Consider the following 15,835-nt stretch of genomic DNA (forward strand, 5'->3'; position numbering starts at 1 on the left):
ACCTGGCGTGAGCGTCAACTACGACCGGCCGAAACGGGGCAAACGGCCGACGCCCGAATCACCGGTCCCGCACAGCCTGCCACTCCCGCAGCACCGCCGCCTCATCCGCCGGGTCCAGTCCCCCCTGCCGGACGGCGGCCGGGTCCGCTGTCATCCAGGCCGCGGTCGCCCGAACAGTGTCGGAAAGTGGACGGACCGCCAGCCCGGCGGCCAGAGCCGGTCCCGCGTCCCGGTCCATCAGGCCAGCGAACTCCGGCAACCGCACCCAGAGCGGCAGGGCCCGCTCCCCCGTCCACTCCCGCACGTCGTGGTCCAGCAGGAACTCCTGGTCCACCCAGACGAGGGCCGGATCGGCGACACCCAGCCCGGCGGCCACCCCGTGCAGCAGCTCGGCGCGGGGCATCGCCAGCCCGGTGCCATCGTACGTGCCGGCGAGGCCGGTGCCGGCGGCGTGCAGGAGCCAGGCAGCCAGATCGGCCACGTCCACGAACTGCACCCGGTCGGTCGGCCGGCCCGGCGCGAGCACCTCGCCACCTGTCGACAGCCGCCGCACCCAGTACGGAAAACGATCGCTCGGATCCTCCGCGCCGACGATCAGCCCGGCCCGGCAGATGAACGAGCGGTCCACCCCCATCCGCTCCCGAACCAACCGCTCGATGCTCACCTTGCACTCGCCGTACCAGCGATGGTCCGCGCCGACCGGACCGTCCACCTCCGGTGGGGCCGGCGCCAGCAGCGGTGCATCCGACGCGGTCTGACCCGCTGTGGTGTTGTCCGCGTACACCGAGATCGTCGACACGAAGGACCAGTGGCCGACCCGGTCGGCGAGCGCGGCGAGCGCGTGCCGGGCGTGACTGATCTGACTGGTCACGTCGACCACGGCGTCGAACCCGACGTCGGCGAGCGGCTCCAGCGCCCCGGGGTCGTCCCGGTCCACCGGCACGAACCGGACCCCGCTCGGCACCGAGCCGGACACCCCCCGGGCCGCACAGGTCACGTCGTGCCCCTGCGCGGCGGCGAGTCGAGCCACCGCCCGGCCGAGGAAGCGGGTACCACCGAGAACGAGGATGCGCATCCAGTGATGCTGCGCTACCCCCGGGCCGTTTGCCCAGCCCGTCTGCTGTGGGCAGACGATGGACCGCGCAGGATGACGTCCGGGGCGGGGACTAGCGTGCAGCGTATGGCGGAGCGCAGCGTGTTGGTCACCGGAGGCGGCGGCGGGCTCGGCGGGGCGGTGGTGGCCGCGTTCGCCGAGGCGGGTTGGCGGGTGGTCGTACCGGAGCGGACCGCCCGGCCCGACTCGGGCCCGGCGGCGGACGACCTGGTCCGACTGGTCGCGGACCTCAGCGACCCGGCGGGGGCCGCCCGGGCGGTCGAGGCCGCTGCCGACACGGCGGCCGCGCCGCTGCGGGCGGTGGTCAACCTGGCCGGTGGGTACGCCAGCGGCGGCCTGGTGCACGAGACGCCGGTTGCGGATTTCGAGCGGATGCTCACCGTCAACCTGCGCCCCACCTACCTGGTCACCCAGGCCGCGTTGCCCCACCTGGTGGCGGCCGGCGGCGGCGCGGTGGTCTGCGTCGCGGCCCGCGCGGCGCTCGCCCCGTTTCCCGGCGCCGCCGGCTACGTGACGGCCAAGGCGGCGGTGCTCGCCCTCGCCAACACGATCGCTGTGGAGTACCGGTCCCGCAACGTGCGCTGCAACACCGTGCTGCCGAGCGTCATCGACACCCCGGCGAATCGGGCCGCCCAGCCCGACGCCGACCACTCCCGCTGGGTGGCCCCGGCCGAGATCGCGTCGGTGATCCGGTTCCTCGCCTCGGCCGACTCCGCGCCGACCAGCGGCGCCACAGTGCCGGTCTACGGGCGGGCCTGAGCCACCAACGGGTCGCCGTCACCGTCCGCCGGCCCGGGGGACGCCGGCAGCCAGGTGCCCAGGTGCGCCTGGATCTGCTCGGTCACCTCCTCGGCCGGCCGGCCCGCGTCCACCACGACGAAGCTCGGGTATTCGGGCAGGGCCCGGTAGGCGGTGTCCGCCGCGGTCAGCCAGCCCATGGTCTCGTGGTCGGTGCCGCGCTTCTCGATGCGCCGGTACGCCTCGGCCGGGTCGACAGTGAGCAGGAAGGTCACCTGCGGGGTCGGGAACAGTCGGTAGCCGGCCCGGGCCAGCCGCTCCCAGCGGTGCCCGCCATGCGCGCGGATGCTCGCGTACTGGCAGGCCGAGTAGCGGTCCATCACCGCCGTCCGGCCGGTGACCAGGCTGGTGAGCAGGGCTACGGCGATGGCGAGCCAGCGCAGCACTGACTCCACAGCCAGCACGCCGTCGCGCCCGACGAGCCGCTGCGCGTCCGGCCGTCCGAGCCGGTGGGCGAGCCGGCCGAGCCAACGGCGTCCGCTGGCGTTGCGGCGGTAGGTGGCGGGGCGACCGGCGGCCGTCAGCGCGTCGGCCAGGCGGTGTGCCTGAGTGGTCTTGCCCGAGCCGTCGATGCCGATCAGGGCGACGGTGCGCAACCGGGCCCTGCCGCGTCGCGTCCCCGATGATCTGGCCACCCTCCACAGATTATCCGACCCGCGCACCCACTCCGCGTGGTTTGCACCGCTTAGTCCCTGTTGACGCCCGACCGCGCCCCGCGCAGGTGTGGCCGACCGGAATGCCGGGTACGGGAGTCTGAAACCCAACCGCCGGTCCACCAACACGACGGGAGATCCAGATGGCTGAGCGCGGGGACGAGAGTCTGGTGCACACCCTGAAGAAGGTCGCCGCCGTGCTCAAGCAGTCCGAGATCCCGTTCGCCCTGGGCGGCAGCTTCGCCGTCTACGCCCACGGGGGCCACTCCAGCGAGCACGACGTCGACTTCCTGATCCGGGAGGCCGACGTGGAACAGGCCCTGGCTGCCCTGGTGGACGCCGGCTTCGTCGCTCAGCGACCGCCGGAGGACTGGCTGGTCAAGGTCTTCGACGACGGCCGGATGGTGGACCTCATCCACCGCCCGATCGAGACGCCGGTGACCGAGGAGACGTTCGCCGACACTGTCATCCGGCCGGTGGACGCGATTCACATGCCGGTGCTGTCCGCCACCCAGCTGATGGTGCACAAGCTGCTCAGCTTCTCCCAGCACTACTGCGACTTCGCCCGCGGCCTGCCGCTGGCCCGGTCGCTGCGGGAGCAGATCGACTGGGAAAGGGTACGCAAGGAGACGCAGCACTCGCCGTACGCCGAGGCGTTCCTGGTGCTGCTGGACCGGCTGGAGGTGGTGCCGGCGGTCGGCACCCAGCCAGGAGAGGGGACATCGTGACCCATCATCGCGACATCGACACCGGCCCACCGGACGAGTACGTCGAAGCGGAGATCCAGCGGCTGCTCGCCGAGGACCCCGCCGTCGCCGAACAGGGGATCACCGTGGTCCGACGGGAACGCGCCCTCGTGCTCCAGGGCGAGGTGGAGAGCCCGCACCGGCGGGCGGAGATCCTGCGCCGGGTGTCCGAGCGCTTTCCTGACGTACCGATTGCCGACGACATCGGGGTGATTCGCACCCAGGCGCCCACGGAGATCGAGCAACTGCCCTGAGGGAGGTTCCATGGTGATCCGGATCGCCGCGGTGGGTGACGTGCATCTGGACGAGGACGTGGTCGGACGGTTCCGACCGGCGTTGGAAGAACTGCCGGAGTGCGCCGACGTGCTGCTGCTGGCCGGGGACCTGACCCGGCACGGCACCGAGGCCGAGGCGCGCTGCGTGGCGGAGGAGTTCGGCGGGTTGGCAGTGCCGGTGGTGACAGTGCTGGGCAACCACGACCACCAGTGTGACCAGGTGCCGCAGGTGGTCAAGGTGCTCGAGGACGCCGGCATCACAGTGCTGGAGGGCAACGGGGTGGTGTTGGACTGCGCGGGCGGCCGACTCGGCATCGCCGGGGTCAAGGGCTTCGGTGGTGGGTTCGCCGGGCGGTGTGCGAGCGACTTCGGCGAGCCGGAGATGAAGGCCTTCGTGCGGACCACCACCGAGAGCGCGGACCGCCTCGGCGCCGCGCTGCGCTCGCTGGACTGCGACATGCTCGTCGCCCTCACCCACTACGCGCCGGTGCCGGACACCCTGGTCGGCGAACCGCTGGAGATCTACCCGTTCCTCGGCTCGTACCAGCTGGGACAGGCGATCGACTCGGCACCCACGGCGCTGGCCCTGCACGGGCACGCGCACGCCGGCACCGAGCGCGGCACGACCCCCGGTGGGGTCCGCGTACGCAACGTCGCGCACCCGGTGATCAAGCAGGCGTACAGCGTCTTCCACGTGGGCGATCAACTTGATACCGACCAGGTTTCCCCGCTCGGCACGTCGGGTATTCAGAGGTCATGGAGCTGATTCTTTGGATTCTCGCAGTCGTACTCGTGGTCGCCGGCATCCTCGCGCTGTTCCGCCGGCAGATCCTGTGGGGCATCGTCCTCATCGTTGTCGGGCTGTTGGTCGGCCCTGGTGGTGTCAGCATCTTCAATTGACGACGTTCGCACTACGTAACACCGGGACCCGCCGGGGTCGCCGCGACCGGAGCTCCGTCCTCCCGACAGGAGCACCGGCCGGGGCGATCCCGGCGCTTTTCTGTGGGCGCTCGCGCCGCTCGTCCCGGCCCGGGTCCGGCCGCTGACGCATCGTCGCGGCCCGGTGGCGCAGCTTCGCCGCTGGCGGTTTGAGCTGACGCGTGCCGGAAATCATCTCGACCATGGAGATGACTCAGCACGCGTCGAGGACCTCCGGCCGGCGGCGGTGGTGGGCTCTCCTGGGCTTCGCCGCGGCCGTCTTCGTCGCGGCCGCCATCGGCGGGTTGGGGGTGCAGGGCACCACCGACGAGTACGCGAGCCTGCGGCAGCCCGACTGGGCACCGCCCTCCTGGCTCTTCGGCCCGGTCTGGTCGCTGCTCTACGCGTTGATCGCCGTGGCCGGCTGGCTGGTGTGGCGGCGGGTCGGCTTCTCGGCAGCGCTCTGGGCGTGGACCGCCCAACTGGTGCTCAACGCGATCTGGACCCCGCTCTTCTTCGGCGCGGGGAGGTACGGGCTGGCGTTCGCCGAGATCGTGCTGATGTGGCTGGCGATCGGCCTCACCGTGGTGCTGTTCGCCCGGGTGTCCCGGGTGGCGGCGGCGCTGTTGCTGCCGTACTGGGCCTGGGTCACCTTCGCCGCCGCGCTGAACCTGTCGATCTGGCAGCTGAACAACTGACCCACCGGACCCCGGCGGCGGTGGCCGCCGGGGACCGTGGCCGTTGCCGGGTCAGCAGCGGGGCACGCCGGGGATGTAACCGTCGTACCCGGTGTACACGTACGCGTCGGCGATGAAGCGGCCGGAGCCGATCCGGTCCCAGATCGAGCTGGTGCCGAAGGTGCCGGTGACAGTGGTGCCGCTGGTCTGGCAGGCGATGGTCACCCGGGTGCCGTCGGCGACGGTGCCCACCGAGGCGTACCCGGTGCCGGGGCCGGAGCGGACGGTCAGCGGGGTGCCGCTGGTGTCGACGGTGGCGTTGCCGCTGCCCGAGGAGCACCCGTTGCCACTGGTGTAGCTCTTGGTGCCCCAGTAGAGCGCGAGGGTGCCGTTGAAGCGGACCTGGATGTCGGCGCCGTTGAGGCGCTGCTCGTAGTGCAGGTGGGGGCCGGTCGAGCCGCCGGTGCTGCCGACCCAGCCGATCACCTTGCCGTAGCCGACCGTCTGCCCGACCGAGACGTTGAAGCCGCTGAGGTGGGCGTAGTACGTGCTGTATCCGCCCCCGTGGTTGATTCGGACGTACTTGCCGTAGCTGGTGCCGCCGAGGTCGGTCACCCGGTCGACGGTGCCGGGGGCGCTGGCCACCACCGGGTCGCCCTGGTCGTCGGTGCGGTTGAAGTCGACGGCGTACGCCGGGCTGTGGTCCGACCGGGTCTGTCCGGACCAGGTCTGCCCGCACGGGAACGGCACCCGGAAGGTCGGCGCGGCAAGCGCCGGGCTCGCCGGTGCCAGCGCGCCCCCGACCAAGAGACCCGTCACCAGCAGGCTGATCCACCGCTTTCGCATACAGCTCCTCCTATGTCGAAAACCTTCGATCCGGTGCGCCTAGCCTGACAGATATCGTCAGTCTTCGAAAGAGTCGGAGTTTCGCCTCGACAAGGCGCTCACCAGGCAGCCCGCAGGTTTCCGGATTGTTACTCGCTCGTGTCTGACTGGGGGTGGACCGGATCGGATGCAAGCGCTTACATGTGTGCACGCCCAATCGGACCGGCGACGGGTCACCAGCACGACCGCGCCGGCTAGGAAGGAGGACGGCATGGCGGTCTTCACCAGACCACGCCAGGCCTTCGTGATCGCCGGCGTACTCGGGCTGGCGCTCAGCGCCACCGCCTGCGGTACCGGCAATGACAAGAAGAGCGACAAGGCAGGTTCCGCGGAGTGCGCCGCGTACGACAAGTACGAGGGCCACGACGGCAAGAAGGTCTCCATCTACGCGTCCATCCGTGACGCCGAGGCCGACCTGCTCAGGAACTCCTGGAAGACGTTCGAGGACTGCACCGGCATCGAGATCGACTACGAGGGCAACGCCGAGTTCGAGGCGCAGCTCCCCGTCCGGGTCGACGGCGGCAACGCGCCCGACCTGGCCTTCGTGCCCCAGCCAGGTCTGGTCAAGCGGTTCGCCGACGCCGGCAAGCTGAAGTCCCTCGGCGCCGACACCAAGGCCCTCGCCGAGCAGAACATGCCCGCCGACTGGCTGAAGTACGGCACCGTCAACGGCACCCTCTACGGCGTGCCGCTCGGCGCCAACGTGAAGTCCTTCGTCTGGTACTCCCCGAAGACGTTCAAGGAGAAGGGCTGGGAGGTTCCGACCACCTGGGACCAGCTCATCGCCCTGAGCGACAAGATCGCCGCCAGCGGCATGAAGCCGTGGTGCGCGGGCATCGAGTCCGGTGACGCCACCGGTTGGCCGGCCACCGACTGGATCGAGGACGTGATCCTGCGGACCCAAGGTCCCGAGGTCTACGACCAGTGGACGACCCACGCCATCCCGTTCAACGACCCGAAGATCATCGACGCGGTCAACCGCGCCGGCACCATCCTCAAGAACGAGAAGTACATGAACGGCGGCTTCGGTGGGGTGAAGAGCATCGGCACCACCGCTTTCGGTGAGGCCGGCCTGCCCGTCACCACCGGCAAGTGCGCGATGCACCGACAGGCGTCCTTCTACGCCAACCAGTTCCCCAAGGGCACCAACGTGGCCGCGGACGGCGACGCGTTCGCCTTCTACTTCCCGGCCATCGACCCGGCCAAGGGCAAGCCGGTGCTGGGCGCGGGCGAGTTCGTCGTCGGCTACGCCGACCGTCCCGAGGTCCAGGCGGTGCAGACCTACCTCGCCTCCGCCGAGTACGTGAACAGCCGGGCGAAGCTCGGCAACTGGGTCACGGCGAACAACAAGCTGGACATCGCCAACGTGGCCAGCCCGATCGACAAGCTCTCCGTCCAGATCCTGCAGGACAAGACCGGCACCTTCCGCTTCGACGGATCCGACCTGATGCCGGCCGCTGTCGGCGCGGGAACGTTCTGGAAGGGCATGGTCGAGTGGATCAACGGCAAGGACACCGCGACGGTGCTCCAGGGCATCGAGAGCAGCTGGAAGTGATCTGAACGGTGGGCCGGTCCGCAGCCGCGGGCCGGCCCACCGGCGGATCTGGACCCAAGAGGGAGGGTTGATGGAGTTCGACTTCGCCGCTGAGCAGCCGAAGCTCCTCATGCTGATGTACGGGCTGTTGGCCTTCGTGTTGGTGGTAGGCGGTCTGCTGCTGCTGCTCGACGTGGTGCCAGCCTGGTTCGCCCGGCGGCGGGAGGCCCAACTCGTCGCCGCGTCCATGAGTGGGGCGACGATCACCCGGCGGCCCAAGCAGCGCGAGGGCGTCTTCGCTCTCTTCTTCCTGCTGCCCACGCTGCTGCTGCTCCTCGTCGGCCTGGTCGTGCCGGCCATCCGCACCCTGCTGCTCTCCCTGATGGACGGGAGCAGCACCAACTGGGTCGGTCTGCGCAACTACGGCTGGATGTTCGCCGACGACTCGATCGTCCGGGTCCTGATCAACACCCTGGTCTGGGTGGTTCTGGTCCCGCTGGTGGCGACCGCGTTCGGCCTGATCTACGCCATCCTGGTGGACAAGGCCCGGTTCGAGGCGGTGGCGAAGTCCCTGATCTTCCTGCCGATGGCGATCTCCTTCGTCGGCGCCAGCATCATCTGGAAGTTCGTCTACGCCTACCGGGGTGAGGGCGACCAGATCGGTCTGCTCAACCAGATCGTCGTCAGCGTCGGCGGTGAGCCCAAGCAGTGGCTGCTCGAATCACCGCTGAACACGCTGCTGCTGATCGTCATCATGGTCTGGATCCAGGCCGGCTTCGCCATGGTGGTGCTCTCCGCCGCGATCAAGGCCATCCCCGGCGACATCGTCGAGGCCGCCCGGCTCGACGGCGTCAGCCCGTGGCAGATGTTCTGGCGGATCACCATGCCGAGCATCCGGCCGGCGCTGATCGTCGTGGTGGTGACGCTCACCATCGCCACGCTCAAGGTCTTCGACATCGTCCGGACCTCGACAAACGGCAACTACGACACCAGCGTGATCGCCAGTGAGATGTACAACCAGGCGTTCCGGTACGGCCAGAACGGGCAGGGCTCCGCGCTCGCGGTCTTCCTCTTCATCCTGGTCATCCCGGTCGTGATCTACCAGATCCGCAACCTCCGTCAGCAGCGGGAGGGCTGAGATGACCACCGCAACGCCCACCGTCGCCGTCGGCACCCAGAAGACCGATGGCCCCACGTCCACCGCCGGGCGAGTTCGCAAGCGGTTGAACAGCCGTACCGCGACGCTCATCTCGATCGTCATCGCGGTGGTGTGGACCATCCCGACCTTCGGCCTGCTCGTCTCGTCCCTCCGACCGGAGGACGAGATCAAGACCACCGGCTGGTGGACGGCCTTCACCAACCCACAGTTCACGTTGGAGAACTACCAGGAGGTGCTGTTCGGAGGGTCGTCCTCCTCCGGGCAGCTCGCCAGCTACTTCATCAACTCGCTGGCGATCACCCTCCCGTCGGTGCTCTTTCCGCTCGCCTTCGCCTCGCTCGCCGCGTACGCGCTGGCGTGGATCAACTTCCGCGGCCGGGACTGGCTCTACATCGCGATCTTCGCGCTGCAGATCGTGCCGTTGCAGATGGCCCTGGTGCCGCTGCTGAAGTTCTTCTCCACCGGCGTCACCCTCGGCGGCGTGACCCTGATGCCGGCCTGGGATCTGGTCGACGAGCAGAAGTTCGCCCAGGTGTGGTTCGCGCACACCTGCTTCGCGCTTCCGTTCGCCGTCTTCCTGCTGCACAACTTCATCTCGCAGCTGCCCGGTGACCTGATGGAGGCGGCCCGGGTCGACGGGGCCACCCACCCGAAGATCTTCCGCACCATCGTGCTGCCGTTGATCACCCCGGCGCTGGCGGCGTTCGGCATCTTCCAGTTCCTCTGGGTCTGGAACGACCTGCTGGTCGCGCTGATCTTCGCCGGTGGTGGCAACGAGACCGCGCCGCTCACCGTCCGGCTCGCCGAGATGGCCGGCACCCGGGGCAACGAGTGGCAGCGCCTCACCGCCGGCGCGTTCGTCAGCATCGTCGTACCCCTCATCGTGTTCCTGTCCCTGCAGCGCTTCTTCGTGCGAGGTCTGCTCGCCGGCAGCGTCAAGGGCTGACCCGCGCGCCCGCCGCCGCCTGGCCCCTCGGGCGGCGGCGGGCGCTCCGGGCACCGAGCGGGGGAAAAGAACCGTGACGAGGATCGATGATGTGGCCCGGCTGGCCGGAGTGTCCACGGCCACCGTCTCGCGGGCCCTGCGCGGGCTTCCGACGGTCTCCGCCGCCACCCGGCACCGGGTGCTCGCCGCCGCCGAGCAACTCGACTACGCGGTCTCACCGAGCGCGTCCCGGCTGGCCGGGGGCCGGACCGGCACTGTCGCGGTGGTGGTCCCCCGGATCACCCGCTGGTTCTTCAGCACCGTCGTCGAGGCGGTCGAGGAGTACCTGCACCAGTCCGGCTACGACCTGCTGCTCTACAACCTGGGCGGCCGGGAGCAGGTCCGCCAGCGGGTCCTGCGCACGGCCAATCTGCACAAACGGGTGGACGCCATCATGCTTGTCGCCACGCCACTCCGGTCGGCCGACCTGACCGCGTTGGCCAGCCTGGAGCTGCCGGGCGTCACCATCAGCTCGGGCAGCAGGGTGCCCAACTGGCCCTGCGTACGGATCGACGACGTCGCTGCCGCCCGGGCCGCCACCCGGCACCTGATCGACCTCGGCCACCACCGGATCGCGCACATCTCCGGCGACCCGGACGACGAGTTGGCCTTCACCACCCACCTCGACCGGCGCCGTGGCTACCAGGCGGAGCTGCGCTCCGCCGGCCTGCGGCCCGACCCGAGCCTGGATGTCGAGTCCACCTTCACCATCGACGGCGGCAACCGGGCCGCCGCCGAGCTGCTGGCCAGTGGCGAACCGCCGACCGCGATCGTCGCCGCCTGCGACGAGATGGCGATGGGAGCGATGACAGCGGTACGCGACGCTGGGCTGCGGGTGCCGCAGGACATCAGCGTGATCGGGATAGACGACCACGACCTGGCCGGTGTGCTGGGGCTCAGCACCGTCGCCCAGCCTGCGGCCGAGCAGGGCCGGCTGGCCGCCCGGATGTTGCTCGACCCGCTCGGGGCCCGCCCGCCGGGCCCGGTGGTGGGTCAACGCGACGCCGGCCACGACACGCCGGTGATCCTGCCCACTCGGTTGGTGGTGCGGGACTCGACAGCACCACCCCGGGCACACTGAAAAACCCACAATCCACCGGCAATTTACCCACAGCGCGACATGGGAGCAGACCCTGAACACCGATCCGACCCAGCAGAACTCCTCCGGTCACCCGGCCACCGGCTGGTGGACCGAGGCGACCATCTACCAGATCTACCCCCGCTCGTTCGCCGACTCCGACGGCGACGGGATCGGTGACCTGCCCGGCATCACCGCCCGCCTCGACCACCTGGTCGAGCTGGGCGTGGACGCGGTGTGGCTCTCCCCCTTCTACCCGTCGCCGCAGGCCGACGCCGGCTACGACGTGGCCGACTACCGCGACATCGACCCGCTGTTCGGCACCCTCAGCGACGCGGACAAGCTGATCGCCGAGGCCCGGTCCCGCGGCCTGCGGGTGATCGTCGACCTGGTCCCCAACCACACCTCGTCCGCGCACCGCTGGTTCCAGGCGGCGCTGCCCGCCGCGCCCGGCAGCCCGGAACGGTCCCGGTACATCTTCCGGGACGGTCGGGGACCGGCCGGCGACCAGCCGCCGAACGACTGGCAGAGCGTCTTCGGCGGCCCGGCCTGGACCCGGACGGTGGACGCCGACGGGCAACCCGGCCAGTGGTACCTGCACCTGTTCGACACCGGCCAGCCGGACCTCAACTGGGAAAACCCGGAGGTGCACGCGGAGTTCCTGGACGTGCTGCGGTTCTGGCTCGACCGTGGCGTGGACGGCTTCCGGGTGGACGTGGCGCACGGCCTGATCAAGCAGGCCGACCTGGCCGACTGGCAGGAGCCGCAGGAGATCCTCTCCGGCAACGAGATCGACAAGCCGCGCCCGCCGATGTGGGACCAGGACGGCGTGCACGAGATCTACCGGCAGTGGCGGCAGGTTCTGGACAGCTACCCCGGCGAACGGGTGCTGGTCGCCGAGGCCTGGGTGGAGCCGGCCGAGCGGCTGGCCCGCTACGTCCGCCCGGACGAGATGCACCAGGCGTTCAACTTCGAGTACCTGCTCGCCGCCTGGACCGCACCGGCCCAGTACGCGGTGATCACCCGCTCGTTGGAGGCGACCGACTCGGTCGGCGCGCCGACCACCTGGGTGCTGTCAAACCACGACGTGGTGCGGCACGCCTCCCGGCTCGGCCTGCCGATCGGCGGCGGCCGTCCCAACGGCATCGGCATCGGTGACCCGCAGCCGGACGCCGCGCTCGGCCTGCGCCGGGCCCGGGCGGCCACCCTGCTGATGCTCGCCCTGCCCGGCTCGGCCTACCTCTACCAGGGCGAGGAGCTGGGGCTGCCCGAGCACACCACGCTGCCCGACGAGGCCCGGCAGGACCCGACCTGGGCGCGCAGCGGACACACCCAGCGCGGCCGGGACGGCTGCCGGGTGCCGATCCCGTGGGAGGCCGACGCCCCGTCGTACGGCTTCGGGCCCACCGACGCGAGCTGGCTGCCGCAACCCGCGGTCTGGGCGGAGTACGCCCTGGACCGTCAACGTGACGTGCCCGGCTCGACGTACGAGCTGTACCGCACGGCGCTGCGGCTGCGCCGCGAGCACGGGCTGGGTCGCGGCACCCTTGCCTGGTTGCCCGCCGGCGACGAGGTGCTGACCTTCCGCAACGGTGCGCTGACCGTGCTCACCAACTTCGGCACCGCCCCGGTGCCGGTGCCCGCCGGTGCCGAGGTGCTCGCCACCAGTGCCCCCCTGAACGACGACGGCGCGGTCCCAACCGACGTGACCGTCTGGCTGCGGGGCTGATCCCCCGCCGACAGACCCGCCCTGGAAGCGACGCTCCCAGGGCGGGTCTGTCGGGTGTGCTTTGGAGCTGATGCCGCAAACGAGTCAGACGGTCCCTGCGCCGCCACGCCCGACGCCCGACGCCCGACGCCAGATGCCCGATGCCCGATGCCAAGATCGTGCTATTTCCAGGATGTAGGGGCTTCGTGCCGCGTCGAAAGCACTACATCCTGGAACTAGTGCGATCTTGGGCATGGGGATGGGCGCGGGCGCAGTCCCGGACGCGGGCACGGGCACGATCCCAGCGCGGCGCGGGCGGTCAGAGGCGGTCGGCGCGGGTGTGCAGCAGATCGTGCACGTTCTCGATGTCCGCTGGTGAGCTCCGCGAGGCGAGCCAGTACATGACGCCGGTGGGGATGAAGAAGAGCTGGAACGCGGCCAGCCCCACCGCGAAGTTCAGCGGCGGCGGGAACGCCGTCCGGAGCGCCTGGAAGGCGACCCCGACCAGGCCGTTGCCGGCCGCCCGGCCGACCCCGTTCACCAGGTTGCCCAGGCTGTAGACGGTGCCCCGGTGCTCCGGCGGGTTCACGTCGGCGATCAGCGCGAACCAGTTCGGCGAGTTGGCCGAGGTCAACGCGAGCGCCACGACAGCGGTGAGCAGGCTCAGGCCCACCGACGGCTCGGTGAACACACTGGCCAGCACCGCGCCCACCACCGCGCCACCGCTGGCACCGTCCGGCACGTCGATGGTCACCGGGACGAAGAACAGCACCAGGTAGAACGGCAGCGCGGCGAGGATGCCGACCGCTGCGACAAGCGCCCGACCGCCGGGGTTGCGCCGCTGCACCGCGTCGCCGATCAGACCGCCCACGATGGAGAGCACCCCGCCGAGCTGGAACAGCGTGGCGAAGACGCTCCCCACCACCACCGCCGTCGACGCCGAATAGCCCTGGGCCTCGGCCCGTTCGGCGAAGAGCACCGGCAGCCAGACCAGCGAACCGAACGCGGCCTGCGCGGTCAGGCCCTGCAGGATCAGCCACCGGTTGGTCCGGCGGGCCAGGATCCGCGGCAGGTCGGCGCGGCTGATCCGATAGTCGTACTCCGCGCCGGCGTCCAGCCGGTCGGCCAACTCCGGCTCGCTCTGACCGCGCCGGATGTCGTACGTGAAGAGGTAGGCCACTGTGGCGGCCAGGCCGACGCCGGTCAGGATCAGGAACGGTCGCCGCCAGTCGGTCGCCCCGAGCAGCCCGCCGACGAGCGTGCCCGCCAGGGTGCCGACCCCCTGGGAAAGGCCCCAGAAACTCATCACCAGCCCCCGCCGGGTCGGTGAGATCAGGTCGGTGACCACGGAGAACCCCACCGAGCCGACCGCGCCGAGACCGACGGCCGCCACCAACTGGGCGGCCAGGAAGGTCAGGTAGCCGCCGGCCAGCGCACTGCCGCCGGTGCCGGCCGCCCAGAGCAGCGTCCCCACCATGAGCAGGCGTTTGCGATTGGTCCGATCGCCGACGTACGCCCAGCCGACCGCGGCCACCGCGCTCACCAGGAAGCTGACCGCGGTGACCAGACCCAGCAGCCGCCCGGACACCTGGAACGCGTCGGAGATCGGGCCGTACAGCGGCGGGACCAGCCCGATCGCCACGTTGTCCAGGGAGGCGAGCAGCACGAACACCACGACGCTGTACAACCGGTGGGCCGGACCACCGCCCCGGCCCGGCGGGCGTGGGCCGGGCTGCGCCCGACCCCGACCGGGTCCGCCACTGGTCACCGTCATGCCGGCAGCCAACCAGACGCCGCCACGAGGGCCGGCACGCGGGTGGGGTGCCGGCCCACAGGCTCCGGCACCCCACCCGCGTCGATCCCGACGGTCAGCGCCGGTCGAGAACCAGTCCGCGAGCCGCCGCGTACTGGTCGCGGACGGCGGGAACCGGCTCGCCCGCGTACTCCTCGGTGCCCTCGATCGCCCAGGCCGGCGGCGTGGGGCCGCCCAGGGCGACCCAGGCGGCCTGCCGGGCGGCGCCGTCGGCGACGTACTCCCCGGCCGGCGGCACGACGACCGGGCAGCCGAAGACCTGCGGTGCGATCCGACGCACCGCCGCCGACCGGGCTCCGCCGCCGACCAGGATGACCCGGCGGACGGTGGCGCCCTGTGCGATGAGCGCGTCCAGGCCGTCGGCGAGCGCACAGAGCATGCCCTCCACGGCGGCCCGCGCCAGGTGCGCGGGGGTCGACGTACGCAGGGTCAGGCCGTGCACCGCACCGGTGGCGAGCGGCCGGTTCGGCGTCCGCTCCCCCTCCAGGTAGGGCACCATGACCAGCCCGTCCGCGCCGGCTGGCGCGGAGAGCGCCAGGTCGGCCAGCTCGTCCAGGCTGACCCCGAGCATCGCCGCGGCGGCGTCCAGCACCCGGGCCGCGTTGAGCGTGCAGACCAGCGGCAGGAAACGACCTGACGCGTCGGCGAAGCCCGCCACGGCACCGCTCTCGTCGGCGGCCGGCACGTCGGCGACGCTGAACACGGTGCCGGAGGTGCCGATCGAGACGACCACGTCGCCGGGGCCGGCACCGACGCCGAACGCGGCGGCGGCGTTGTCCCCGGTGCCCGCCCCGAGCAGCGCGCCGCCCGAGCCGCCCAGGTCGTCGGCCAGCTTGCCGGCCGACTCCGCCGGACCGAGCACCTCGGGCAGCACCAACTGCCGACCGAAGCCCCGCTCCAACAGGTCCGGCCGGTATTCACCGGTCGCCGGCGACCAGTAGCCGGTGCCACTGGCGTCACCACGGTCGGTGCGCAACGCGCCCAACCCCGGTGCGCCGGCCAGCCGCCACGTCAGCCAGTCGTGCGGCAGGCAGACGGCGGCCACCCGGGCCGCCGCCTCCGGCTCGTGGGTGGCCAGCCACCGCAGTTTCGTGATGGTGAAGCTGGCCACCGGGACGCTGCCGGCGGCTTCGGCCCAGAACCGACGCCCGGCCGCGCCGCCGCCGGCCTCCTCGACGAGGTCGACGGCGGCGTCGGCGGATCGGGTGTCGTTCCACAACAGTGCCGGGCGGACCACCCGGCCGTCCTCGTCGAGGCACACCATGCCGTGCTGCTGGCCGGCGACCGAGATCGCCGCCACGTCGGCCAACCCGCCGGCCTGGTCGACGGCGCTGCGCAGCGCCTGCCACCAGGCTTCCGGGTCGACCTCGGTGCCGTCCGGGTGCGGTGCCCGGCCCTGCCGCAGCAGAGCCCCGGTCTCCGCGTCCCGGATGACCACCTTGCAGGACTGGGTGGACGAGTCAACGCCTGCGACAAACGGCATGGCGGGGCC

At 71.2% G+C, this 15,835-nt stretch carries 16 protein-coding genes; 11 read left to right on the forward strand and 5 right to left on the reverse strand.

Features of this window, described 5'->3' with window-relative positions; genetic code table 11:
• Positions 1–58: 58 nt before the first annotated feature.
• The gene (locus tag AB0B85_RS13970; RefSeq protein WP_357407022.1) at positions 59–1,075 is read right to left on the reverse strand and encodes an NAD-dependent epimerase/dehydratase family protein; all 1,017 of its coding nucleotides are present in this window, start codon (positions 1,073–1,075) and stop codon (positions 59–61) included.
• Between the two features lie 105 nt (positions 1,076–1,180).
• Here AB0B85_RS13970 and AB0B85_RS13975 point away from each other — a divergent pair, with 105 nt between their 5' ends.
• Positions 1,181–1,873, forward strand: a complete 693-nt coding sequence (locus AB0B85_RS13975; RefSeq protein ID WP_357407024.1) for an SDR family NAD(P)-dependent oxidoreductase — start codon at positions 1,181–1,183, stop codon at positions 1,871–1,873.
• Here the strand turns inward: AB0B85_RS13975 and AB0B85_RS13980 are convergent.
• Positions 1,858–2,547, reverse strand: a complete 690-nt coding sequence (locus AB0B85_RS13980; protein ID WP_357407026.1) for a dTMP kinase — start codon at positions 2,545–2,547, stop codon at positions 1,858–1,860. The two genes, AB0B85_RS13975 and AB0B85_RS13980, sit on opposite strands and share 16 nt — an antisense overlap.
• A 161-nt stretch (positions 2,548–2,708) precedes the next feature.
• On the opposite strand from AB0B85_RS13980, the gene AB0B85_RS13985 reads away from it, so the two are divergent.
• The 5 genes from AB0B85_RS13985 to AB0B85_RS14005 all read left to right on the forward strand — a co-directional run bounded on the left by AB0B85_RS13985 (position 2,709) and on the right by AB0B85_RS14005 (position 5,202).
• Entirely contained in the window at positions 2,709–3,293 is a 585-nt protein-coding gene (locus tag AB0B85_RS13985; protein WP_357407028.1) for a nucleotidyltransferase, read from the forward strand.
• Positions 3,290–3,565: a hypothetical protein gene (locus AB0B85_RS13990; protein WP_357407030.1), complete on the forward strand. Its 276-nt coding sequence runs from the start codon at positions 3,290–3,292 to the stop codon at positions 3,563–3,565. Before AB0B85_RS13985 ends, AB0B85_RS13990 begins: the two co-directional genes overlap by 4 nt.
• Before the next feature lie 10 nt (positions 3,566–3,575).
• Positions 3,576–4,352: a metallophosphoesterase gene (locus AB0B85_RS13995; RefSeq protein ID WP_357407032.1), complete on the forward strand. Its 777-nt coding sequence runs from the start codon at positions 3,576–3,578 to the stop codon at positions 4,350–4,352.
• A complete protein-coding gene (locus AB0B85_RS14000; RefSeq protein ID WP_007464364.1) occupies positions 4,343–4,486 on the forward strand; it encodes a GPGG-motif small membrane protein in 144 nt (47 codons plus the stop codon). The genes AB0B85_RS13995 and AB0B85_RS14000 overlap by 10 nt, the downstream gene beginning before the upstream one ends.
• Before the next feature lie 221 nt (positions 4,487–4,707).
• Positions 4,708–5,202 carry a TspO/MBR family protein gene (locus AB0B85_RS14005; protein WP_357407034.1) on the forward strand — a complete coding sequence of 165 codons (495 nt, stop codon included), beginning with the start codon at positions 4,708–4,710 and terminating at the stop codon, positions 5,200–5,202.
• A 51-nt stretch (positions 5,203–5,253) separates the two neighbouring features.
• On the opposite strand, the gene AB0B85_RS14010 is transcribed toward AB0B85_RS14005, so the two are convergent.
• Complete coding sequence (locus AB0B85_RS14010; RefSeq protein ID WP_357407036.1) at positions 5,254–6,027, reverse strand: peptidoglycan DD-metalloendopeptidase family protein; 774 nt, start codon at positions 6,025–6,027, stop codon at positions 5,254–5,256.
• A gap of 250 nt (positions 6,028–6,277) precedes the next feature.
• Here AB0B85_RS14010 and AB0B85_RS14015 point away from each other — a divergent pair, with 250 nt between their 5' ends.
• The 5 genes from AB0B85_RS14015 (at position 6,278) to AB0B85_RS14035 (ending at position 12,551) form a co-directional block, all read left to right on the forward strand.
• Complete coding sequence (locus tag AB0B85_RS14015) at positions 6,278–7,621, forward strand: ABC transporter substrate-binding protein (protein WP_357407038.1); 1,344 nt, start codon at positions 6,278–6,280, stop codon at positions 7,619–7,621.
• Positions 7,622–7,691: 70 nt separating this feature from the next.
• Entirely contained in the window at positions 7,692–8,738 is a 1,047-nt protein-coding gene (locus tag AB0B85_RS14020) for a sugar ABC transporter permease (RefSeq protein WP_357407040.1), read from the forward strand.
• 1 nt (position 8,739) lies between these two features.
• The gene (locus AB0B85_RS14025; protein WP_357407042.1) at positions 8,740–9,705 is read left to right on the forward strand and encodes a carbohydrate ABC transporter permease; all 966 of its coding nucleotides are present in this window, start codon (positions 8,740–8,742) and stop codon (positions 9,703–9,705) included.
• 73 nt (positions 9,706–9,778) lie between these two features.
• Complete coding sequence (locus tag AB0B85_RS14030) at positions 9,779–10,825, forward strand: LacI family DNA-binding transcriptional regulator (RefSeq protein ID WP_357407044.1); 1,047 nt, start codon at positions 9,779–9,781, stop codon at positions 10,823–10,825.
• Between the two features lie 52 nt (positions 10,826–10,877).
• Complete coding sequence (locus tag AB0B85_RS14035; protein ID WP_357407113.1) at positions 10,878–12,551, forward strand: glycoside hydrolase family 13 protein; 1,674 nt, start codon at positions 10,878–10,880, stop codon at positions 12,549–12,551.
• 298 nt (positions 12,552–12,849) lie between these two features.
• On the opposite strand, the gene AB0B85_RS14040 is transcribed toward AB0B85_RS14035, so the two are convergent.
• Both AB0B85_RS14040 and xylB read right to left on the reverse strand, forming a co-directional pair.
• Complete coding sequence (locus tag AB0B85_RS14040) at positions 12,850–14,304, reverse strand: MFS transporter (RefSeq protein ID WP_357407046.1); 1,455 nt, start codon at positions 14,302–14,304, stop codon at positions 12,850–12,852.
• Between the two features lie 94 nt (positions 14,305–14,398).
• A complete protein-coding gene (xylB, locus tag AB0B85_RS14045) occupies positions 14,399–15,826 on the reverse strand; it encodes a xylulokinase (RefSeq protein ID WP_357407048.1) in 1,428 nt (475 codons plus the stop codon).
• Positions 15,827–15,835: the final 9 nt, after the last annotated feature.

Source organism: Micromonospora sp. NPDC049044 (assembly GCF_040649215.1).
In the GTDB taxonomy this organism is placed as follows: Bacteria; Actinomycetota; Actinomycetes; order Mycobacteriales; family Micromonosporaceae; genus Micromonospora.

What these genes read in the sequence shown, in the direction of transcription:
- AB0B85_RS13970 (WP_357407022.1), bottom strand. Translation starts at nt 1,075, where the DNA reads ATGCGCATCCTCGTTCTCGGTGGTACCCGCTTCCTCGGCCGGGCGGTG.
- AB0B85_RS13975 (WP_357407024.1), top strand. Translation starts at nt 1,181, where the DNA reads ATGGCGGAGCGCAGCGTGTTGGTCACCGGAGGCGGCGGCGGGCTCGGC.
- AB0B85_RS13985 (WP_357407028.1), top strand. Translation starts at nt 2,709, where the DNA reads ATGGCTGAGCGCGGGGACGAGAGTCTGGTGCACACCCTGAAGAAGGTC.
- AB0B85_RS13995 (WP_357407032.1), top strand. Translation starts at nt 3,576, where the DNA reads ATGGTGATCCGGATCGCCGCGGTGGGTGACGTGCATCTGGACGAGGAC.
- AB0B85_RS14000 (WP_007464364.1), top strand. Translation starts at nt 4,343, where the DNA reads ATGGAGCTGATTCTTTGGATTCTCGCAGTCGTACTCGTGGTCGCCGGC.
- AB0B85_RS14005 (WP_357407034.1), top strand. Translation starts at nt 4,708, where the DNA reads ATGGAGATGACTCAGCACGCGTCGAGGACCTCCGGCCGGCGGCGGTGG.
- AB0B85_RS14010 (WP_357407036.1), bottom strand. Translation starts at nt 6,027, where the DNA reads ATGCGAAAGCGGTGGATCAGCCTGCTGGTGACGGGTCTCTTGGTCGGG.
- AB0B85_RS14015 (WP_357407038.1), top strand. Translation starts at nt 6,278, where the DNA reads ATGGCGGTCTTCACCAGACCACGCCAGGCCTTCGTGATCGCCGGCGTA.
- AB0B85_RS14020 (WP_357407040.1), top strand. Translation starts at nt 7,692, where the DNA reads ATGGAGTTCGACTTCGCCGCTGAGCAGCCGAAGCTCCTCATGCTGATG.
- AB0B85_RS14025 (WP_357407042.1), top strand. Translation starts at nt 8,740, where the DNA reads ATGACCACCGCAACGCCCACCGTCGCCGTCGGCACCCAGAAGACCGAT.
- AB0B85_RS14040 (WP_357407046.1), bottom strand. Translation starts at nt 14,304, where the DNA reads ATGACGGTGACCAGTGGCGGACCCGGTCGGGGTCGGGCGCAGCCCGGC.
- xylB (WP_357407048.1), bottom strand. Translation starts at nt 15,826, where the DNA reads ATGCCGTTTGTCGCAGGCGTTGACTCGTCCACCCAGTCCTGCAAGGTG.